The 20,478-nt window shown below is 60.4% G+C and carries 14 protein-coding genes, 2 tRNA genes, 3 rRNA genes and 1 pseudogene; 3 read left to right on the top strand and 17 right to left on the bottom strand.

What is annotated here, in order from left to right:
* The first annotated feature begins 69 nt into the window (after window positions 1–69).
* Together ACNANG_RS05575 and ACNANG_RS05580 are read left to right on the top strand one after the other, a co-directional pair.
* The gene (locus ACNANG_RS05575) at window positions 70–795 is read left to right on the top strand and encodes an enoyl-CoA hydratase/isomerase family protein (protein WP_420226343.1); all 726 of its coding nucleotides are present in this window, start codon (window positions 70–72) and stop codon (window positions 793–795) included.
* Window positions 796–915: 120 nt separating this feature from the next.
* Window positions 916–1,808 (top strand): annotated as a pseudogene (locus ACNANG_RS05580) (NAD(P)H-dependent flavin oxidoreductase).
* Window positions 1,809–1,914: 106 nt separating this feature from the next.
* Here the strand turns inward: ACNANG_RS05580 and ACNANG_RS05585 are convergent.
* From ACNANG_RS05585 to ACNANG_RS05630, 10 genes are all read right to left on the bottom strand, one after another.
* Window positions 1,915–3,024, bottom strand: coding sequence for a mandelate racemase/muconate lactonizing enzyme family protein (locus ACNANG_RS05585; RefSeq protein WP_420226344.1), 1,110 nt, complete (start codon window positions 3,022–3,024; stop codon window positions 1,915–1,917).
* 2 nt (window positions 3,025–3,026) lie between these two features.
* Window positions 3,027–4,004 carry a Bug family tripartite tricarboxylate transporter substrate binding protein gene (locus ACNANG_RS05590; protein ID WP_420226345.1) on the bottom strand — a complete coding sequence of 326 codons (978 nt, stop codon included), beginning with the start codon at window positions 4,002–4,004 and terminating at the stop codon, window positions 3,027–3,029.
* Between the two features lie 72 nt (window positions 4,005–4,076).
* Window positions 4,077–5,273 (bottom strand): CaiB/BaiF CoA transferase family protein, encoded by a 1,197-nt coding sequence (locus ACNANG_RS05595; RefSeq protein WP_420226346.1) that lies wholly within the window; start codon window positions 5,271–5,273, stop codon window positions 4,077–4,079.
* Complete coding sequence (locus ACNANG_RS05600; protein WP_420226347.1) at window positions 5,273–6,007, bottom strand: enoyl-CoA hydratase/isomerase family protein; 735 nt, start codon at window positions 6,005–6,007, stop codon at window positions 5,273–5,275. Before ACNANG_RS05600 ends, ACNANG_RS05595 begins: the two co-directional genes overlap by 1 nt.
* Window positions 6,008–6,205: 198 nt before the next feature.
* A complete protein-coding gene (locus ACNANG_RS05605) occupies window positions 6,206–6,703 on the bottom strand; it encodes a MarR family winged helix-turn-helix transcriptional regulator (protein ID WP_420226348.1) in 498 nt (165 codons plus the stop codon).
* A gap of 36 nt (window positions 6,704–6,739) precedes the next feature.
* Window positions 6,740–7,315, bottom strand: coding sequence for a PaaI family thioesterase (locus ACNANG_RS05610; RefSeq protein ID WP_420226349.1), 576 nt, complete (start codon window positions 7,313–7,315; stop codon window positions 6,740–6,742).
* Window positions 7,312–8,256: a hydroxymethylglutaryl-CoA lyase gene (locus ACNANG_RS05615; protein ID WP_420226350.1), complete on the bottom strand. Its 945-nt coding sequence runs from the start codon at window positions 8,254–8,256 to the stop codon at window positions 7,312–7,314. The genes ACNANG_RS05610 and ACNANG_RS05615 overlap by 4 nt, the downstream gene beginning before the upstream one ends.
* On the bottom strand, window positions 8,219–9,883 hold the full coding sequence (locus ACNANG_RS05620) for an AMP-binding protein (RefSeq protein WP_420226351.1): 1,665 nt from the start codon (window positions 9,881–9,883) through the stop codon (window positions 8,219–8,221). The genes ACNANG_RS05615 and ACNANG_RS05620 overlap by 38 nt, the downstream gene beginning before the upstream one ends.
* On the bottom strand, window positions 9,880–10,749 hold the full coding sequence (locus tag ACNANG_RS05625; RefSeq protein WP_420226352.1) for an enoyl-CoA hydratase/isomerase family protein: 870 nt from the start codon (window positions 10,747–10,749) through the stop codon (window positions 9,880–9,882). The genes ACNANG_RS05620 and ACNANG_RS05625 overlap by 4 nt, the downstream gene beginning before the upstream one ends.
* Window positions 10,750–10,961: 212 nt before the next feature.
* Complete coding sequence (locus ACNANG_RS05630; RefSeq protein WP_420226353.1) at window positions 10,962–11,999, bottom strand: LysR substrate-binding domain-containing protein; 1,038 nt, start codon at window positions 11,997–11,999, stop codon at window positions 10,962–10,964.
* 143 nt (window positions 12,000–12,142) lie between these two features.
* Between ACNANG_RS05630 and ACNANG_RS05635 the strand changes: the two genes are divergently transcribed.
* A complete protein-coding gene (locus ACNANG_RS05635) occupies window positions 12,143–13,228 on the top strand; it encodes a YeiH family protein (RefSeq protein ID WP_420226354.1) in 1,086 nt (361 codons plus the stop codon).
* A 270-nt stretch (window positions 13,229–13,498) separates the two neighbouring features.
* Here ACNANG_RS05635 and ACNANG_RS05640 read toward each other — a convergent pair whose 3' ends face one another.
* The 7 genes from ACNANG_RS05640 to ACNANG_RS05670 all read right to left on the bottom strand — a co-directional run bounded on the left by ACNANG_RS05640 (window position 13,499) and on the right by ACNANG_RS05670 (window position 20,369).
* On the bottom strand, window positions 13,499–13,864 hold the full coding sequence (locus tag ACNANG_RS05640; RefSeq protein ID WP_420226355.1) for a hypothetical protein: 366 nt from the start codon (window positions 13,862–13,864) through the stop codon (window positions 13,499–13,501).
* 399 nt (window positions 13,865–14,263) lie between these two features.
* Window positions 14,264–14,376, bottom strand: a 5S ribosomal RNA gene (rrf, locus tag ACNANG_RS05645).
* A 207-nt stretch (window positions 14,377–14,583) separates the two neighbouring features.
* Window positions 14,584–17,463 (bottom strand): 23S ribosomal RNA (locus ACNANG_RS05650).
* 311 nt (window positions 17,464–17,774) lie between these two features.
* Window positions 17,775–17,850, bottom strand: a tRNA-Ala gene (locus ACNANG_RS05655).
* A gap of 66 nt (window positions 17,851–17,916) precedes the next feature.
* Window positions 17,917–17,993, bottom strand: a tRNA-Ile gene (locus tag ACNANG_RS05660).
* Between the two features lie 58 nt (window positions 17,994–18,051).
* Window positions 18,052–19,578 (bottom strand): 16S ribosomal RNA (locus tag ACNANG_RS05665).
* The 16S, 23S and 5S rRNA genes sit together here with 2 tRNA genes alongside, the layout of an rRNA operon.
* 533 nt (window positions 19,579–20,111) lie before the next feature.
* Window positions 20,112–20,369 carry a hypothetical protein gene (locus tag ACNANG_RS05670; protein WP_420226356.1) on the bottom strand — a complete coding sequence of 86 codons (258 nt, stop codon included), beginning with the start codon at window positions 20,367–20,369 and terminating at the stop codon, window positions 20,112–20,114.
* Between the last annotated feature and the right edge of the window lie 109 nt (window positions 20,370–20,478).

Here is a 20,478-nt window from a genome sequence, read left to right on the forward strand (position 1 = left end):
TCCCAACAAGTTGACAAAGTTAACTATCTAGTTATCATTGTCAACTATCAGCGCACCTACAGGATCACCATGGCCGACCTTCTCGTCAGCACGCAGGACCAGACCCGACTCCTTACGCTGGACCGGCATGCCAAGCGCAACGCATTGACGAACGGCCTGATCCGCGCGCTGCTTGACGAGCTTTCCGCCGCCGATCGTGACGACGCCATTCGTTGTGTCGTCATCACCGGCAACGGCTCGGCATTCTGCGCTGGCGCCGACCTTGAAGAGTCCCGCAACGCACCCGATCCGGCGGCTGTCCTGGCGGAACGCAACGGCCTGCTGGTCGACCTGTTGCTTGCTCCACAACGCATGACCACGCCGGTGATTGCTGCCGTCAATGGCGGTGCGATCGGCGGCGGCGCGGGCCTGGCGCTGGGCTGCGACATGGTGGTGGCGTCTCCAGCCGCGCGCTTCGGTTATCCCGAGGTCAAGCACGGCATTACCGCCGCACTGCTCATCCCCAACCTGATCCGGCAGGTCGGTCCCAAAATCGCCTTCGAACTGATAGGCACCGGCGAACCCATTGGCGCCGAGCGCGCACGCGACCTGAACCTCGTCAACCAGTTGGTGCCGGCCGAAGAACTCCTGCCGGCCGCCTTGGCATTGGCCGCGAAACTCGCCGCCTTTCCGCCTGCCGCCATGCAGGCTTCCAAGCGCCTGTTCTACGCCGCCTTCGACATGACCCAGGCCGACGCCGTCATTGCCAACCGCGATGTGAATACGGCGCTGCGCCAGCAGACGCCGGGCCACTGACACTGCCCGACTCCATCCAGCCACTACCCCGGACGCCGCCTTTTCCTGGACACCACGATGACCCTGACTACCCGCATCACCCGACTGCTCGATATCGAACACCCCATCATCCAGGGTGGCATGAGTTGGGCATCGTCCAATGCGGCGTTGGCCCTGGCCGTGTCGCAGGCAGGCGGGCTGGGCGTGATCGCGGCCGGGCCGATGTACCCCGACGCGCTGCGGGCCGCCATCCGCGAAGTCCGCGAAGGCACATCGCGTCCCTTCGCGGTCAACGTTCCTCTGTACAACAAGCGCGCCGCCGAATTCCTGGACATCGTGCTTGAAGAACGCGTGCCCATCATCATCGCGTCCCAGGGTGGACCCAAGGCGCACATCGCGCGCTTCAAGGCGGCCGGCGTCACCTGGATCCAGGTCACCGCCAATCCCCTGCATGCCAGGAAGGCGGAAGAGGCCGGTGTCGACGCCGTCATTGCCGTGGGCTATGAAGCAGGCGGCCACCCCGGTCCGGAAGAAGTCGGCACGGTGGTGCTGGTGCGCTCCACGGTCAAGGCCGTATCGATACCGGTGATCGGCGGCGGGGGATTGCGGACGGTGCGGGCATTGCGTCGATGCTGGCCCTGGGCGCCAGCGCGGCGCTGCTTGGCACTCGCTTTTTGCTGACACCCGAGTCCGGTCTGCATCAGGCCTACAAGGATGCGGTCCTGCGGGCCCGCGTGAACGACACGGCGGTCGTGGGCAAGGGGCGTTCCCCGATCCGTATGGTCAAGAATGCGTTTTCAGCGGCCTACGCCGCGGCGGAAACGTCCGGCGCCGGTGACGAGGCCCTGGACGCGCTGTTTGCCGGCAGTTCGCTCAAGCTGGCGGCGCTGGATGGCAATGTCGAACAGGGCAAGATCGAAGCAGGCCAGAGCGCCGGATTGATTGATACCCTGGAGCCGGCCGGAGAACTGGTGGCGCGGCTGATGCGCGAAACCGAAGCGGCCATTGCCGAGCTGCGCGACGCGATCAACTGAACGCACGGCAGCACGTGCGGCAGGCGGCGCGATTGCGTTGAGTCCTTCCCTGCCGAACGCCGGTCACCGGCCAGCATCAGCCGCCCAGCCCTATCGCCGCTCAGTCCTATTCTCCCAGCGTCACTCCCGACGCAATGCCGTCGGGCACCGCCAACGCCCCCTGTTCGGTCGTCAGCCCGCTGAAGGGATCGTCCAGCAGATGCTCGAATTCCGACAGCTCCGCGCCTGCATGGATCGTCCCGGCCACCGCCGCCACGGCTACGCCTTGGGCAGCCAATAGCCGCGGCCCGAAGATCGCACCGAAGCGATAGCCCACCCCTGCCGCTTCGCAGATCCGTATCGCGATCAGCGTGTTGCGGATACCGCCCAGGTAATGCAGCTTCAGGTTGTAGGAATCCGCCGCGCCCAGGCCGATCAGGGTTACCAGGCCACGCAGCGTCTTGATCGATTCATCGGCTTCGATCGGCAACAGCCCGCTTGCGTGCACCCGCACCAGTCCATCCACGTCATCCGCAGGCACAGGCTGTTCCATCATCGCGATGCCATACGGCTGCAGTGCCCGGCAGACGTCGATGGCGCGATCGGCATCATAGGCCTGGTTGGCATCGACCGTGAGCGTGATGGCGGCGCCCACCCGCGTGCGCACCGTCGCCACGCGCGCCACATCGAGCTCGGACTCGCCACTCAGCTTGATCTTCAGGCAGCGGTAGCCTTCGTTCACCAGGCGCGCGCAATGATCGGCCATCGCGTCCGGTGACTTGAGCGGAATCAGGCGCGACGCCTCGATCCGGTCGCGCACCTTGCCGCCAAGCAGGGTGTGCAGTGGAATGCGCAAGGTCCGCGCGATCAGGTCATACACCGCATTCACAAAGCCGGACAAGGCGCAGGCCTCGTCTTCGGCCACGGGCGCAAGCAGGGCATGCAGGGTCTCGATCTCGAATGCATTCTTGCCCTGCACCACCCCCGCCAGCGCATGCAGCACCGGTTCGATGCGCGCCACATCGGGCGCGTAGATCGGCGTGCCCAGCACATGGCCGTAACCCACGTCCCCCGCGCGCGACGTCAAGGCCACGATCCAGCCATCCACATGCGTAATCGTGCCACGCGCAAAGCGCCAGGTCGGGTCATCCTGCCGCTGGCGGCACGGCGTGATCTCGACCCGGTCGATCACGCAACGGCCGATGGGCGCGCGATCCCGTGCATCCAGTCCGCTCATGATCACTCCAGCTTCAGGTTGGCGCTCTTGATCAGGTCCACCGTGCGCTTGGCATCGTCCTTCACGAACCGCGTGGTCTCTTCTGGCGACATGGCCGTGACTTCGGCGCCCTGCGCGTCCATCAGCTTGCGGAATTCTGGGTGCTGATACACGGTGGCGATCGCCTTGTTGATCTTGTCGACCACAGCCGCGGGCGTGCCTTTGGGGGCCGCCACGGTATACCACGACGACGATTCGGCGCCGCCCAGGCCCACCTCGGCAAAGGTCGGCACGTCAGGCAACAGCGGCGATCGTTTGGTCGACGCATACGCCAGCGCGCGCAGCTTGCCGGCCTTTACATACGGCAGTTCGCCCGACAGGTTCATCACGGCAGCCTGCAGCCGGCCCGCCACCAGGTCGGTCAACGCGGGCGCGGCGCCGCCGTAAGGGATGTGGACCAGGTCGATCTTGGCGGTCAGCTTGAGCAGCTCGCCCCCCAGGTGCGGCGACGTGCCCGCGCCTGACGAACCATAGTTCAACTTGCCTGGACTGGCCTTGGCCAGCGCAATCAACTCTTTGACGTTGGTCGCCTTGACGTCGGGGTGAACGACCAGCAGATTGGGCTGCGTCGGGGCCAACGCCACGAAGGCAAAGTCCTGAATGCCGTCATAGGGCACCTTCTGAATCAGCGGCGTCACGATATGCGCGGCCGCGGTGCCCAGCAGCAGGGTGTAGCCATCGGGTTCGGCCCGGGCCACGAAGCCCGCGCCGATCGATGCCCCGGCGCCCGGCTTGTTCTCGACGACCACGCTTTGCCCGAGTTCAGTGGCCAGGTCCTTGGCCAGTGCCCGGGCGATCAGGTCCGCCGGGCCACCCGCGGCATACGGGTTGACCAGCACGATAGGCTTGGTCGGAAAAGCCTGCGCCGAAACGCCGTTGGCCGCCAGGCTGGCGATCAGTCCGGCAACAACGCTCAATACCCGCAATGTCGTGTGTTGCATGTCTCTCTCCTTGGTGGAAGGGGTTCGTCGTTCCGGGCCGCCTTGTTGGCAGGCGTGCCCGGGCGCGGTGATTCAGATGGCGTTCTTGTCCCGCAACGCCTGCACGGCTTCGCGGGTCATGCCCAGCTGTTGCATCAAAATCTGTTCGGTGTGTTCGCCCAGCAGCGGCGGACGCGCCAGGCTGGGATTGTCGTAGCCGGTGAACTTGAATGGCACGGGCACGGCATTAAAGGTGCCAATGGTGGGGTGCGCAAAGCTCGCCACCATTTCGCGCGCCAACACATGTTCATTCGTCAACACTTCGTCCACGCTCAGGATCGGCCCGGCAGGCACCTTGGCGTCGTCGCACATGCGGCAGAAGGTATCGCGGTCGATCTTGCCGATCGCCTCTTGCAAACCGGCCATGACCTCCAGGCGGCGGTCCACCCGCGCGCGGTTCTTGCCCAGTTCGGGATCGTCCGCCCAGTCGGTCAAGCCCAGCAGAGTGCACAGCGGTTTCCAATGCTGATCACTGCCGGTCACCTGCACCCACTTGTCATCGCGGCAGCGGAAGGCCGCCGACGGCACACGCCCGGGATGCTCGGTGCCCATGCGCGCCGGCACTTCGCCCAGCGCAAAGAAACGCGCGGCCGCCAGCGACAGCAGGCCCACCTGGCCGTCCATCATCGAAAAATCCACATGGCAGCCCTGCCCATGCGTACCGCGCCCCACCAGCGAAGACAGAATGCCGATGGCCACCCACAGGCCCGACGTCAGGTCCGCGACCGGCAACCCCGGCTTGACCGGCCCGCCGCCCTTTTCGCCCGTCAGGCTCATGATTCCGCCCATGGCCTGGAAGACGGTGTCGTACCCCTTGCGCGGTGCATACGGTCCGGTCATGCCAAAGCCCGTGCACGACACATAGATCAGCGATTCGTTGAAGGCGCGCAGACGGTCGTAATCCAGCCCGTAGCGCTTGAGCGTGCCCACTGGAAAATTCTCCAGCACGACGTCCGCAGTGGACGCCAGCTGGCGGATCACGTCCTGTCCTTCAGGCGATCGCAGGTTCACCGTCACTGACTGCTTGCTGCGATTGAAAGCCATGTAATAGGCCGACTCGGTACCGCCCTCGCCCTCCACCTTGGGTTCGAAGCCGCGGGTTTCGTCGCCGTCGCCAGGCTGTTCCACCTTGATCACCGTGGCGCCAAGCTCCGCCAGAATCATCGACGCGAACGGGCAGGCCAGGACCCGCGACAGGTCCAGGATGGTCACGCCATCGAGCGGCCGCATTATTGCGCCGCCTTGGCGCGGAACCCACGCATCAGGATGTTGGTGTCACGGCCCGCCTCCAGGCCCTCGGCCAGCGTCAGGTCGGCCACACGATGGAACAGGCGCTTGGTCGTCGCCATGGCAATCGGACTCCAGCCAGCTGCCCGGGTGGCGATCTCTACCGCGGCGTCCAGCACTTTGTCGTCCGGCTCGACCCGGTTCGCAATGCCGAGCGCCAACGCGCGCGCGCCATCGATGGGCTCGGCCATCGCCAGCAGTTCGAACGCATGCTTGCGCCCCATCTGCCGCACCAGGTTCGACATGACCACCGCGGCCACGATACCGTGCTTCAGTTCCGGATAGCCGAAGCGCACGGTGGCCGACATGACCGCCATGTCGCAGGCAATCGCCAGACCGGCGCCACCGCCCAAGGCGTTGCCGCGCACCGCACCGATCACCGGCTTGGCCATTCTGGAAAACGCCAGATGCAGACCCGTCGTCAATTGGGCGCGCTCACCCACGGCATGCGGGGCTTCGGGCACCAGCGCGCTGAACTCGGTCGTGTCGGCGCCCGCGCAAAAGGACTTGCCCGCGCCGGTCAGCACCACGGCATGCACGCCCGCCGCGGCGTCGGCGTCGCGCAGGGCGTCGACCAGCGATTGCGTCAGCGCCGTGTTGAGGGCATTGTGTTTTTCCGGACGATTCATCGTCAGGATACGGACAGCGCCGCGATCTTCTACCAGCAGTTCATTCATATCGGTCCTCGCGACCCGGGGTCGATGAAGAGATTCCTACAGGGTCGACAACTAGTTGATTTTATATACCATTTAATTGACTTTATCAACTATCTACCCGAAAGGCGGCCGGTTTCCGGCAATGAAAAAGCCCCGCCACGGTTTCCCGTGCGGGGCTTTGTGCATGCGCTTTCCGGTGCGCCGAAGACTGCGGGAAGTTCAGCGTTTGACGGCCGTCTTGCCGCGCGCGGGCTTGTTCTTCAATTCGTCCAGCAAACCCAACGTGTGGTCGGTCAGCTTGTCGATCGCGCGCTCCAGCACCTCGCGTTCTTCAGGGCTCAGGATTTCCAGGATCCGCTCATTGCGGTCGACCGCTTTCGGGAACACCTTGCGGTAGAGCGCACGGCCCTGGGTGGTCAAGTCCAGACGCACGCCCCGGCCGTCGGACTCGTCGGCGCCGCGCTTGATGTAGCCACGGTCGATCAGCTCGCCAACGCTGCGGCTGGCCTGGCTCTTGTCGATATTGGCTTCATGCGCCAGGGCATTGAGCGACATTGGCGCGAAGGCGCCAAGCAGGCCGATGATGCGCCAGTCCCGGGAACCGAGATCGTACTGGCTTTCATTGGCGCGGGCCGCCATGCGGCTCGACACATGGGCCAGACGGTTCAGGCGGTAGGAGAACAGCTCCTTCAGATTCGCGGGAACAGGACGGGTCATTCTTCTATCTCTTTAAGGGAACCCCTGCAATTTACCTTAGAGTGCCTTTGCGCGTCGCAGTTTGAAGCTGCTCATTGCCGTTGCGACCAGCTTTTGCGTGGTATCCCTGACTTCGCATTGACAGAATGCAATCGATCCCCCGGCATGCGTCACCTGCGCGGTCGCGGTCAGGCTGCCGTGGCCGGGGGACACGAAATGGATATTCAGGTCGACCGTACCGCGCGTTTCCAGTCCCGCTTCGACCGACCGGGTCGCCAGCGCCATGGCCGAATCGACCAGAGTTGCGATCGCGCCGCCGTGGATGGTGTTGCGCCGGTTGGCCAGTTCGGGCTTGAGCGGCAGATGCAGCACCGACCGGCCGGCATCCGCCTCCAGCACCTCGATCCCCAGCCAGGCCGAAAATCGGGCAATGGGCGAGCCGGCCAAAGGACCGGTCGCCACCGTCTTGGGCACGTAGCCTTCCGACAAGGACGCCAGCGACGGAGTGCCGGGCGCGGCCGTCGTGTCGGGTGCGTCCTTCGTGTCGGATGCGTCCTTCGTGTCAGGTGCGTCCTGCATGTACGGCGCGTCCTTCCTGTCGGGCGCGTCCTTCGTGTACGGCGCGTTCTTCATGCCGCGGAGGTCTCGCCAGACCGCAGCAGCGGATGCAGCCCGCTCATCGCCACCCGGCTATGCAGGGTGCGGCCCAGCGCCGCTTCGCATTGCGCCGACGCCGCCAGCAATCCTTCCAGATCGATGCCGGTCGACACCCCCATCGATTCGAACAGGCTGACCAGGTCTTCCGTCGACACGTTGCCCGTGTGCCCGCCGCCATACTTTACCTTGGCCGGATGCCCGCCCACGCCGCCGAACGCACAGTCGAAATAGCGGCAACCCGCATCCAGCGCGGCCACATAGTTCACCAGCGCCGTGCCACGCGTATCGTGGAAATGTGCAACGGTATGGACCTCGGGCACTTCCGCATGCAGCTGGCTGAACAGCGCCTTGACGGACCTGGGCGTGGCCATGCCCGTCGTGTCACCGATCGCCACGTGCAACACCCCCAAGGCGGCAAATCGCCGCACGTCATCGATCACGCCCGCCGGGTCCACGTCGCCCTCGAACGGGCAACCCATCGCCACCGACACCGTGCCTATCATCCGGAAGCGGCCGTTCGCTGCCTGCACCATGTCCGCCACGTTCTTCCATTGGTCATCCCGGCTGCGCCGCAGATTCTTCATGGAATGGCTTTCAGTCGCCGATACCAGCAGGCTGATCTCGTTCGCGCCAAAGCCCGCGTCGAGGTCGTTCACGGCGCGCTCGACCGCCCGCACATTGGCGCAGGTGGCCTTGTAGAAAACGCCATCGCGGCGCGGCAAGGCCTGGAGCAATTCGCTCGCGTCCGCGAACTGCGGCACCACCTTGGGATTCGAATACGACGTCGCCTCGACGCGCTGGAATCCGATGTCGGCAAATTGCTTGACCAGGGCCACCTTGGTTGCCGTGGGAACGAAGTCGACTTCGTGCTGCAGCCCGTCACGGGCGAAGCACTCGCACAATGTGACGTCTGTCATCCCTGCCCCCGGACCCCAGGCCGAACAGCACGATCGCATGGTCGCGCAGCTTGTTCTTCTGCACTTTGGAACTGCCCGTCATGCCAATGTTCTCGAAGGTGTCGACCACCTCCAGATAACGCGGCACCTTGAAGTTCGCGCAACGCCCTTTGCACCAATCGATCAGTTCCTGTGAACTGGCCGTCTTGCCTGCCTTGAGCAACACGAACGCCGCGGTCACCTCGCCCAGCCGCGCGTCGGGCACGCCAATCACCTGGGCCTGCTGCACGGCCGGGTGCGCATGGAGCGTCTCCTCCACTTCGGCCGGCGCCACGTTCTCTCCACCCACGCGGTACATGTCCTTCAGCCGTCCCACCATCCGGATCCGGCCGTCCTGCGACATCTCGCCCAGGTCACCGGTCTTCAACCAGCCATCGGCCGTGAACGCCTTGGCCGTGGCTTCAGGCATCTTGTAATACCCGCGCATCACATGCCAGCCCTTGACCTGGATTTCACCCCGTTCACCGCGCGGCGGCTCGACACCCGTATCGGCATCCGCAATACGCACCTGCGTGCCCTCGTGCGGCAATCCCCAGCCCGCGGCCCGCAACTCGAATGCATCGTTGCGATCCGACAGCACCACATTGGGCGACGCTTCGGATTGTCCATAGGCGTTGCACACATTCGGCACACCCATCACGTCCTGGATCTGCTGCATGACTTCGGGCCCCGCCGCCGCCCAGCCGCCACGCAAATGCAGCTTGTTCCGGTCGAAGTCGGGATGCCCCATCATCATCAGAAAGATCGTGTCATTGCCCGACGTCAGCGTGCAGCGTTCCTCATCCAGGATACGCAGCGTCTCGGCCACATCGAACTTCGGCAGCGTCAACAGGCAGCAGCCATATACCAGGCTGACCAGCACCGACAAGGTCGTGCCGGACACATGGAAGAACGGCCGGATGCTGAAGTAGCGGTCATCGGATCGCACCCCGATCCGCTGCCCGGCGGCCCAGGCATTCGTCACCATGTTGGCATGCGTCAGCATCACGCCTTTAGGGAACGATGTGGTGCCCGACGTAAATTGCATCAACAGGATATCGTCGGGCGTGACCTGCTCAGCCAAGGCATCCACATCCACCTGCGCCGCGTCACCGGCAGCCAGAAAGTCCGCGTAGCGCTGCGCGGCCGCTGGCGCCTTGCCGTCACCTGCCATGACCGCGTAGGCCAGCTCGGGCAATGCCTGGCCCGGCAATCGAGTATCGAACGCCGGCTCCACTGCCTTGAGCAGGTCCACGAAGTCGATCCCCAGAAAGCTGTCGACGAATACCAGCAGCTTCACATCCGCCTGTTTGAGGCAGAACGCCAGCTCGTCCGTCTTGAAACGGGTGTTGACCGGCACCGTCACCGCACCAATGGCCGCGCAGGCAAAAAACGCCTGCAGCCAGGTCGCACCGTTGCCCATCTTGATGCCCACGTGGTCACCCTTCCGGATCCCCCTCGCATGCAAGGCCGCCGCGATACGACGCGTGCCAGCCAGCGTCTGAGACCAGGTCAGCCGTTCGCCCTGGCAGACAAAGGCTTCCTGAGCGCCGTAGGTCTGTTCAGTGTTCAGCAGCGCCTGGTACAGCGTCACGGGCGCGCCGATCATGATTGCGCTCCCGCCGTGCGTCCGGTGGAGTGGACGTCACCATTGCGCTGAGCGGCGTCGGTGCTTGTGCCGGTGCCGGTGCTGGAGCCGCTGCCAGTGCCGGCATTGCCCTCCTTGCTTCCGCCAAAGGAAGATATGGCCTTCTTCCAATCGGTGTGGCGCAGGTTCTCTTCGATCGCCAGCATCTCGACCGCCATCGCGCCTTCGCGTGTCGTCTCCACGCCCTGGTCCACGCAGCGTTTGGTCAACCGTACCGTCAGGGGCGCCGCCGCCGCGATCTGCGCTGCCATCTCGGCCGCGCGCGCGGGCAACTCATCCACGCCGTACACATGGTTCACCATGCCCAGCGCCAAGGCTTCCTGCGCATCCACGACACGGCCGGTAAACAGCAATTCCTTGGCCATGCGCACGCCCACGATGCGAGGCAGACGCTGCGTTGCACCGATCGTTCCCCAGCCGACTTCCGGATATTTGAAGCGTGCTTCGGTCGATGCCAGAATGAAATCGCTGGCCCCGGCGATCTCGCATCCCGAGCCAAACGCAGCACCATGCACGACCGCGATTACCGGCTGCGGAAGACGTTCGATCGCCGCGTAAGCGGTAAAGCCCCGCACCCGACGCGCCGTGATTTCTTCGGTGGACATGTCCTTGCGTTCTTTCAGATCCGCGCCTGCGCAGAACACCGGCCCCGCCCCGCGGATCAGGACCACATGGGCATCCGGATCGGCAGCCAGCAGCTCCGCCGCCTGCACCAGTTCCACACACATGCGGGAATTCAGTGCGTTGCGGCTCTCGGGCCGGTTCAGCGTCAACGTCGCGACATGGTTGCTGACGTCGAGCGTGATCGTGGTGAAATCGTATGCCATGTGGCACTGCCTCCGGGTGCTTGCTTATAGTTGATTTTATACACTACTTTGTTGACGATAACAACTATATAGCCAGCGCACGCCAGGGTGCGGCGGGGACGTGGCGGGGACGTGGCGGGGACGTGGCGGGGATGTGGCAGGGACGTGGCAGCAACGCGGCAGGGGCGCCGACGACGTGCAACCAGTCGCGGCGGAGACCCTACGTCCTCGAGCTAGCTGTCCAGCAGTGCCTCGAAGCTCGCTGCGACGGGACTCTTCGGCCGGTCCCGCAGCGTCAACCGATACAGCGGCCGCAGCAGTGGCCGGCCAGGCGTCACCGAAAGGATCGCAAGACGTTTCAGCGCCACCAGATCCTCGATCGCCACCCGCGGAAGAATCGCCACCCCCATCCCGGCGGCAACCATCCGGGCAATGGCTTCATTGCTGCCCACCTCCAGACGTTCCCGGGGTTCGATGGCGAGCGCGGCCAGCTGTGCAGCGCTGGCCTCTCCGGTACCCGACCCTTCTTCCCTCACGATCCATCGGGCATCGCGCAGCTGTTCGATTCGCGTCGCCTGGACCGGATTCGGCTTTGCGTCGCTTGGATCACTCCACATCGCAGCGTCATCCGTGGCCCTTGCGGCGCTTGGATGACCCCACGTTGCAGCGTCGCCCGTTGGCCTTGCGTCGCCTGGGCCAGCCCACATCGCAGCGTCGCCCGCTTCCTCGAAGTCGACGGGCACGACGATCACCATCTCATCGTCCCGCCAGTGCGCCACATCGATACGCGGATCGTCCACATGACCTTCCACCAGGGCCAGATCGACTCGGCAATCCAGCAATTGCTCGACCACCTCGTGGGTGTTCCCGACGACCACGCGCGGCGACGCCAGCGGATACGACTCGGCAAAACGTCCCAAGGTAGGCGGCAGCCAGTAACTGGCAATCGTCGTGCTGGCGCCCAGCGTCAACGTCCCGCGGCGCAGCTTGATCCGCAGATCGATGTCCTCCACTGCCGCCCGTTCCAGCGCGAAGATGCCGCGCGCATGATCGAACAGCGCCGCTCCGCTCTCGGTCAGGCGCACTCCCTTGCTGCCACGCGGGCCACCGGCGCCCCGTTCGATCAGGGGCAATTCCAGCAGATGTTCCAACTCCCTGACCGCCTTCGACACAGCGGGCTGGCTGATGAACAAGTCCTCCGACGCGCGCGAAAAACTTTGGCGCAAGGCCACACGGTGAAAGATGCGCAGCAGATGCAGATTGAGTTGCATGAAAGGGCAATCGTAGGGGGCATGGATACACGATTTTATAACCCTGGATCATACAAAGTTAATTTAAATGAACTGTACTCATGTCAGCAGCACCCCTAGTATGAGTCATAACGTCATAACGTTTATGTCTAAGGAAGTCGACCATGTCCGCAGCGCCCGACAGTCTTGTCCTTCGTCCGCCGTTGTTCAAAGGCCGCATGCCGGGAATACTGCTGGCGGGCGTCATCGGCGCGATCGCGCTGGGCGTATCCTCGATGCCCTCCGTCGCAGGACTCGGGCTCAGCGCACTGACCTTGGCCATCGTCATCGGCATCGTCCTTGGCAATACGGTCTATCCGCAAGTCGCAACCCGCGCCAACCCAGGTGTGGACTTTGCCAAGTCCACCTTGCTGCGCGCCGGGATCATCCTGTATGGCTTTCAGATCAGCTTCCAGCAAATCGCACAGGTCGGGCTGGCCGGCATTCTCATTGCCGCGCTGATCGTCGGACTGACGTTCACGTTGTCGGTGCAGCTCGGCACCCGCGTCTTCAAGCTGGACCGCGAGACGTCCATGCTGATCGGCGCCGGCAGCGCTATCTGTGGCGCGGCGGCGGTGATGGCTTGCGAACCTGTCGTCAAAGGCCAGGCAAACAAAGTGTCTGTCGCCATCGCCACCGTGGTGGTGTTTGGCACCCTGTCCATGTTCCTGTATCCCTTCCTGTACCCCTTGCTGGGAATGAACCAGGAATCCTTCGGCATTTTTGCCGGCTCCACCATTCATGAGGTCGCGCAGGTCGTCGCCGCGGGAAACGCCGTCGGCCAGGACGCCGCCAACATGGCGGTTATCGAAAAAATGATCCGCGTGATGATGCTGGCGCCCTTCCTGCTATTGTTGTCGGGGTTCAAGCGCAACGATCCGCAGTGCGCTCAATCCAGCGCGGCGAGCGGATCCAGTCAGCAACGCAGCAAGCTGTGCATTCCGTGGTTTGCCGTCGGGTTCATCATCGTCAGCGGCATCAATTCCCTGAGGATCATTCCACAAGAAGTGGTCAGTGTTCTGCTCAAGCTGGATATCCTTCTGCTCGCCACCGCCATGGCCGCACTTGGCATGCGCACACATATCGGCGCGATCCGTCAGGCTGGCGCAAAGCCTCTTCTGCTTGCGGCCACGCTCTTTCTCTTTCTTTTGATTGGCGGCTTGCTGATCAATCTAGGCGTGATGCAACTCACGGGCGTTGCGATCCGTTGAGAGGCGGTGGTCCTTCTGTCGCATAGCGATCCGGTAAGGGGCGGCGGTCCTTCTGTCGTATAGCGATCCGGTGAGGGGCGGCCGTCTTTCTGTCGTGTAGCGATCCGGTGAGGGGCGGCCGTCTTTCTGTCGTGTAGCGATCCGGTGAGGGGCGGCCGTCTTTCTGTCGTGTAGCGATCCGGTGAGGGGCGGCCGTCTTTCTGTCGTATAGCGGTCCGCCCAGACCGACCGGTACAAGAACCGAGACCCTGGCCTCGCTACATTGAGGCGTCAGCACGTTTCCGGCGCACGTCCCAGCGCTTCGGCATAGCGCCCATTGAGGTAATGCAGCACTTGCGTGGCACGACTCAGCGGCCAGTGGCACAGCGTGTCCCAAGAGTCCAACACCGACATGCCGAAGTCCCGCTTGAACGCCGACAGCGTGGCGGCGTAGGCATCGTCCCCCAGCCAACCTTCGCGCTGCGCGACCACCCGGCTGAAGGCCGCCTCGATCGCCGCCAACACATCAGGCGCATCCCCGATGCGACGCGCAACGACCCGGTCGCGCTGAGCTTGCCTGGCCAGGGTGGCGGCTGCATCGATAGTGCAGGGGTTGAAGAGACGGGTCGAAGGCGAGGTGTGGATCTGGGTTCTCATGGACAGCTCCTGGTGTGCAGGCAAGGCGCCGGGTCGGGCGGCTTGGAAGCACAACAACGGGTGATTGGATGAGACGCAGAATATCAACGTGCTGACAATACTCGCTGACCTGGGATGTCAGCGTTCTATCAGCGAAGCGGGAAAGACGTCGACCACGCGACGTCTGCAATGAGGCGTCTGCGATAGGTTGTCTGCAATGAGGCGTCTGCAATGAGGCGTCCGCTATGAGACGTCTGCGATGAGACGTGTGCAATGAAACGTCTGCGATGAGACGTCAGCGATGAGACATCAGCATCGAAACCTCGACATCGTAACGCCCGTCGGAAGGCACTCGCCACGGTCGGTCCGCCAAAGCAAAACCCCCGCAGCATTCGCTACGAGGGGTTCTGGGTATAACTAGCCTGACAATGACCTACTTTCACAGACGTCCGTCCACTATCATCGGCGCAAAAGCGTTTCACTGTCCTGTTCGAGATGGGAAGGAGTGGTACCACTTTGCTATGGTCGTCAGGCATTAACTTGTTGGCTCGCTGGCAAGCGGGTCACGGTGCGGTCGCACGGTGGTGAGGCTTGAGGCCAGGTCGCCCAATTTGGAAAGAAGCACAACAGATTCGAGTGTGTGGGGTCATCAGACGCGCTTGGGGCGTCTGAGGTGCACGACGCGCTGGCGCCGTGACTTTGTGATTGCGTGCACTGAACACTACAACCGCCAGGGTTATAGGATCAAGCCGCACGGGCAATTAGTATCAGTTAGCTTAACGCATTACTGCGCTTCCACACCTGACCTATCAACGTCCTGGTCTCGAACGGCCCTTCAGGGGGTCAAGCCCCCGGGAAATCTTATCTTTAGACGAGTTTCCCGCTTAGATGCCTTCAGCGGTTATCTCTTCCGTACATAGCTACCCGGCAATGCCATTGGCATGACAACCGGTACACCAGAGGTACGTCCATTCCGGTCCTCTCGTACTAGGAACAGGCTCCATCAAATTTCCAGCGCCCACGGCAGATAGGGACCAAACTGTCTCACGACGTTTTAAACCCAGCTCACGTACCTCTTTAAATGGCGAACAGCCATACCCTTGGGACCGGCTACAGCCCCAGGATGAGATGAGCCGACATCGAGGTGCCAAACACCGCCGTCGATATGAACTCTTGGGCGGTATCAGCCTGTTATCCCCAGAGTACCTTTTATCCGTTGAGCGATGGCCCTTCCATTCAGAACCACCGGATCACTATGTCCTGCTTTCGCACCTGTTCGACTTGTCAGTCTCACAGTTAAGCACGCTTATGCCATTGCACTATCAGCACGATTTCCGACCGTACCTAGCGTACCTTCGAACTCCTCCGTTACCCTTTAGGAGGAGACCGCCCCAGTCAAACTGCCCACCATGCACTGTCCCCGATCCGGATAACGGACCAAGGTTAGAACCGCAAATAAATCAGGGTGGTATTTCAAGGTTGGCTCCACGAGATCTGGCGACCTCGCTTCAGCGCCTCCCACCTATCCTACACAGACCGATTCACAATCCAATGCAAAGCTACAGTAAAGGTTCATGGGGTCTTTCCGTCTAGCCGCGGGTAGATTGCATCATCACAAACATTTCAACTTCGCTGAGTCTCAGGAGGAGACAGTGTGGCCATCGTTACGCCATTCGTGCAGGTCGGAACTTACCCGACAAGGAATTTCGCTACCTTAGGACCGTTATAGTTACGGCCGCCGTTTACCGGGGCTTCGATCAAGAGCTTGCACCCCATCACTTAACCTTCCGGCACCGGGCAGGCGTCACACCCTATACGTCCACTTTCGTGTTTGCAGAGTGCTGTGTTTTTATTAAACAGTCGCAGCCACCGATTATCTGCGACCCTTTCACGCTTTGCGCGCAGGCGCATCACGCTACCAGGGCATACCTTCTCCCGAAGTTACGGTATCAATTTGCCGAGTTCCTTCTCCTGAGTTCTCTCAAGCGCCTTAGAATACTCATCCCGTCCACCTGTGTCGGTTTGCGGTACGGTCTTGTTTAACTGAAGCTTAGAGGCTTTTCTTGGAACCACTTCCGATCACTTCGCGAACAAGTTCGCTCGTTCCACACCCTTGAATTACGCGCCCGGATTTGCCTAAGCGCCTTCTATGATGCAGCAACAGGGACTTCCAACACCCTGATGACCTTCCGCGATCCGTCCCCCCATCGCATTAAACAATGGTGCAGGAATATTAACCTGCTTCCCATCAGCTACGCATCTCTGCCTCGCCTTAGGGGCCGACTCACCCTACGCCGATGAACGTTGCGTAGGAAACCTTGGACTTACGGCGAGAGGGCCTTTCACCCTCTTTATCGCTACTCATGTCAGCATTCGCACTTCTGATACCTCCAGCATCCTTTACAAGACACCTTCGCAGGCTTACAGAACGCTCCCCTACCACGCATGGATATGATCCACGCATCCGCAGCTTCGGTATATTGCTTAGCCCCGTTACATCTTCCGCGCAGGACGACTCGATCAGTGAGCTATTACGCTTTCTTTAAAGGATGGCTGCTTCTAAGCCAACTTCCTGACTGTCTATGCCTTCCCACTTCGTTTCCCACTTAGCAATATTTGGGGACCTTAGCTGGCGGTCTGGGTTGTTTCCCTCTTGAGTCCGGACGTTAGCACCCGGTGCTCTGTCTCCCAAGCTGTACTTCCAGGTATTCGGAGTTTGCAATGGTTTGGTAAGTCGCCATGACCCCCTAGCCATAACAGTGCTCTACCCCTGGAGTAATACTTGAGGCACTACCTAAATAGTTTTCGGGGAGAACCAGCTATTTCCAGACTTGTTTAGCCTTTCACCCCTATCCACAGCTCATCCCCTAATTTTTCAACATTAGTGGGTTCGGTCCTCCAGCACGTGTTACCGTGCCTTCAACCTGGCCATGGATAGATCGTCTGGTTTCGGGTCTACACCCAGCGACTAGTCGCCCTATTCGGACTCGCTTTCGCTACGCCTTCCCTATTCGGTTAAGCTTGCCACTGAATGTAAGTCGCTGACCCATTATACAAAAGGTACGCAGTCACGGAACAAGTCCGCTCCTACTGTTTGTATGCATGCGGTTTCAGGATCTATTTCACTCCCCTTCCGGGGTTCTTTTCGCCTTTCCCTCACGGTACTGGTTCACTATCGGTCGATTACGAGTATTTAGCCTTGGAGGATGGTCCCCCCATATTCAGACAGGATTACACGTGTCCCGCCCTACTTGTCTTGCGCCTAGTTCCACATCAGAAATTTCGGGTACAGGACTATCACCTGCTATGGCCAGACTTTCCAGACTGTTCCCCTATCACTGAAGCTAAATCGCAAAGGCTGATCCAATTTCGCTCGCCGCTACTTTCGGAATCTCGGTTGATTTCTTTTCCTCGAGCTACTGAGATGTTTCAGTTCACCCGGTTCGCCTCGCACACCTATGTATTCAGTGTGCGATACAGCCGAAGCTGTGGGTTTCCCCATTCGGAAATCTACGGATCAAAGCTTGTTTGCCAGCTCCCCGTAGCTTATCGCAGGCTACTACGTCCTTCATCGCCTGTAATCGCCAAGGCATCCACCACATGCACTTAGTCGCTTGATCCTATAACCGTAGCGGCTATAGTCTCTAGTAATTCTAGCGTTTGTGCGTTTTAAAGCATAAGAACTCTTTAAAACTTAATAATGCAATCACAACCCGTTTGCTCAGCAAAACTCCACAGGCTCTTAACCTGCGTGCTGAGCACACTTTATTGTTGTGCTTCTTCCAAATTGTTAAAGAACAAAACAGCCAAATTCGGTACATCAAACTACTGAGCCAAAGCTCAGCTTTAAGCATCGACTCGCGACACTTAAAATTGAGTTTTGAGATAAGCCACCCGTTTGACATCCGGTGATCGATGTTCCAAGAAACCTTGGTGGAGACGCACGGGATCGAACCGTGGACCCCCTGCTTGCAAAGCAGGTGCTCTCCCAGCTGAGCTACGCCCCCAGGGACTTGCGCTAACCGTAAAACTGTTTTGTATGCCTACAGTGTCTTAGATTTCTCTAAAAGATCTGGTGGGTCTGGTTGGACTCGAACCAACGACCCCCGCCTTATCAAGACGGTGCTCTAACCAGCTGAGCTACAGACCCAACACTGCAACAACCGATAAGCGTGGACACTTTGAAGACCAGAGCGCTATTCGCTCTGAAAGGAGGTGATCCAGCCGCACCTTCCGATACGGCTACCTTGTTACGACTTCACCCCAGTCATGAACCCTACCGTGGTAATCGCCCTCCTTGCGGTTAGGCTAACTACTTCTGGTAGAACCCACTCCCATGGTGTGACGGGCGGTGTGTACAAGACCCGGGAACGTATTCACCGCGGCATGCTGATCCGCGATTACTAGCGATTCCGACTTCATGCAGTCGAGTTGCAGACTGCAATCCGGACTACGATCGGGTTTCTGGGATTGGCTCCCCCTCGCGGGTTGGCTGCCCTCTGTCCCGACCATTGTATGACGTGTGAAGCCCTACCCATAAGGGCCATGAGGACCTGACGTCATCCCCACCTTCCTCCGGTTTGTCACCGGCAGTCTCATTAGAGTGCCCTTTCGTAGCAACTAATGACAAGGGTTGCGCTCGTTGCGGGACTTAACCCAACATCTCACGACACGAGCTGACGACGGCCATGCAGCACCTGTGTTCCGGTTCTCTTTCGAGCACTCCCAAATCTCTTCGGGATTCCAGACATGTCAAGGGTAGGTAAGGTTTTTCGCGTTGCATCGAATTAATCCACATCATCCACCGCTTGTGCGGGTCCCCGTCAATTCCTTTGAGTTTTAATCTTGCGACCGTACTCCCCAGGCGGTCAACTTCACGCGTTAGCTGCGCTACCAAAGTCCGAAGACCCCGACAGCTAGTTGACATCGTTTAGGGCGTGGACTACCAGGGTATCTAATCCTGTTTGCTCCCCACGCTTTCGTGCATGAGCGTCAGTATTATCCCAGGGGGCTGCCTTCGCCATCGGTGTTCCTCCACATATCTACGCATTTCACTGCTACACGTGGAATTCCACCCCCTCTGACATACTCTAGTTCGGGAGTTAAAAATGCAGTTCCAAGGTTGAGCCCTGGGATTTCACATCTTTCTTTCCGAACCGCCTGCGCACGCTTTACGCCCAGTAATTCCGATTAACGCTTGCACCCTACGTATTACCGCGGCTGCTGGCACGTAGTTAGCCGGTGCTTATTCTGCGGGTACCGTCAGTAGCGCCAGGTATTATCTGGCACCGTTTCGTTCCCGCCAAAAGTGCTTTACAACCCGAAGGCCTTCTTCGCACACGCGGCATTGCTGGATCAGGGTTGCCCCCATTGTCCAAAATTCCCCACTGCTGCCTCCCGTAGGAGTCTGGGCCGTGTCTCAGTCCCAGTGTGGCTGGTCGTCCTCTCAAACCAGCTACGGATCGAAGCCTTGGTGAGCCTTTACCTCACCAACTAGCTAATCCGATATCGGCCGCTCCAATAGTGAGAGGTCTTGCGATCCCCCCTTTCCCCCGTAGGGCGTATGCGGTATTAGCTACGCTTTCGCGTAGTTATCCCCCGCTACTGGGCACGTTCCGATACATTACTCACCCGTTCGCCACTCGCCACCAGGTTGCCCCGTGCTGCCGTTCGACTTGCATGTGTAAGGCATGCCGCTAGCGTTCAATCTGAGCCAGGATCAAACTCTTCAGTTTAATCTCTAACTATTTGTGTACTACGACTTCGAATCCGAAGACCCTACGTCGCGGCACGTTCGCTGCGTACTCTCAAAGAACTTGAAGGTTGGATATGATCCTTCCTACAAATTTACTTCTATGAGCACTTGATTTCATTGGGCTAGTCGCTTGCGCAATCCGAAGATCGCGCCGCGTGACACGCGCACTGGCTTCAAGTGCCCACACTTATCGGCTGTTTAATTTTTAAAGAACGGGTACTGCCAATTACGGTACTGCTAAATTCTGCACTGCTGAACCGCTAACTTTGCTGCGTCGCTGACTTAACTTTCGTTTCGCCGTTTGCTGCAGCAAGCCCGCTATTCTAAACCATCTTTTCGCGTCGTGCAAGTCGCCTTGCTTTACTGCTTTCGTCGCGTGCGCTGCGTGTTTCGCTGCGCCTGGTTGTTTACTACCACTGCTTTCTTGCCGACAACTTCATCAGCACAGAAGCGAGATTATGAAGGAGTTTTTTACGCTTGTCAAACCGCTGAAACATCCAGCTGCTGACTTCTTCATACTGCACTCTTCATATCGCACCACTGCTCTTCAGAACCCGCTGCACCGCTGCTGCCTAGGCAGATCGCGTTGCGTTTTGCGTTTGTTCCGTCGAGCCAATGAATATAGCACGCATTAATTTCGGTTTGCAAGCGGACGGCAAGATTTTTCTTTAGCGCCATATCGCAGACGGCTGACCTGAGGCGCATCGCCTCCACTCGTTCATGCAGATTAGATTTGAGGAGCCTGCACGACAGGGTGACGTAGATCGTCAAGAATAGCTGCCTATATATAGGCGTACAGCAAAGGCGCGTTTAGCCGCGCGGCGCACGCCCGCCGTACAGGCGTACCGGAAACCGTAGGCGTACCAAGAACGTGGGCGTA

Source organism: Pigmentiphaga litoralis, from assembly GCF_048632615.1.
Classification (GTDB): Bacteria; Pseudomonadota; Gammaproteobacteria; order Burkholderiales; family Burkholderiaceae_B; genus Pigmentiphaga; species Pigmentiphaga litoralis_B.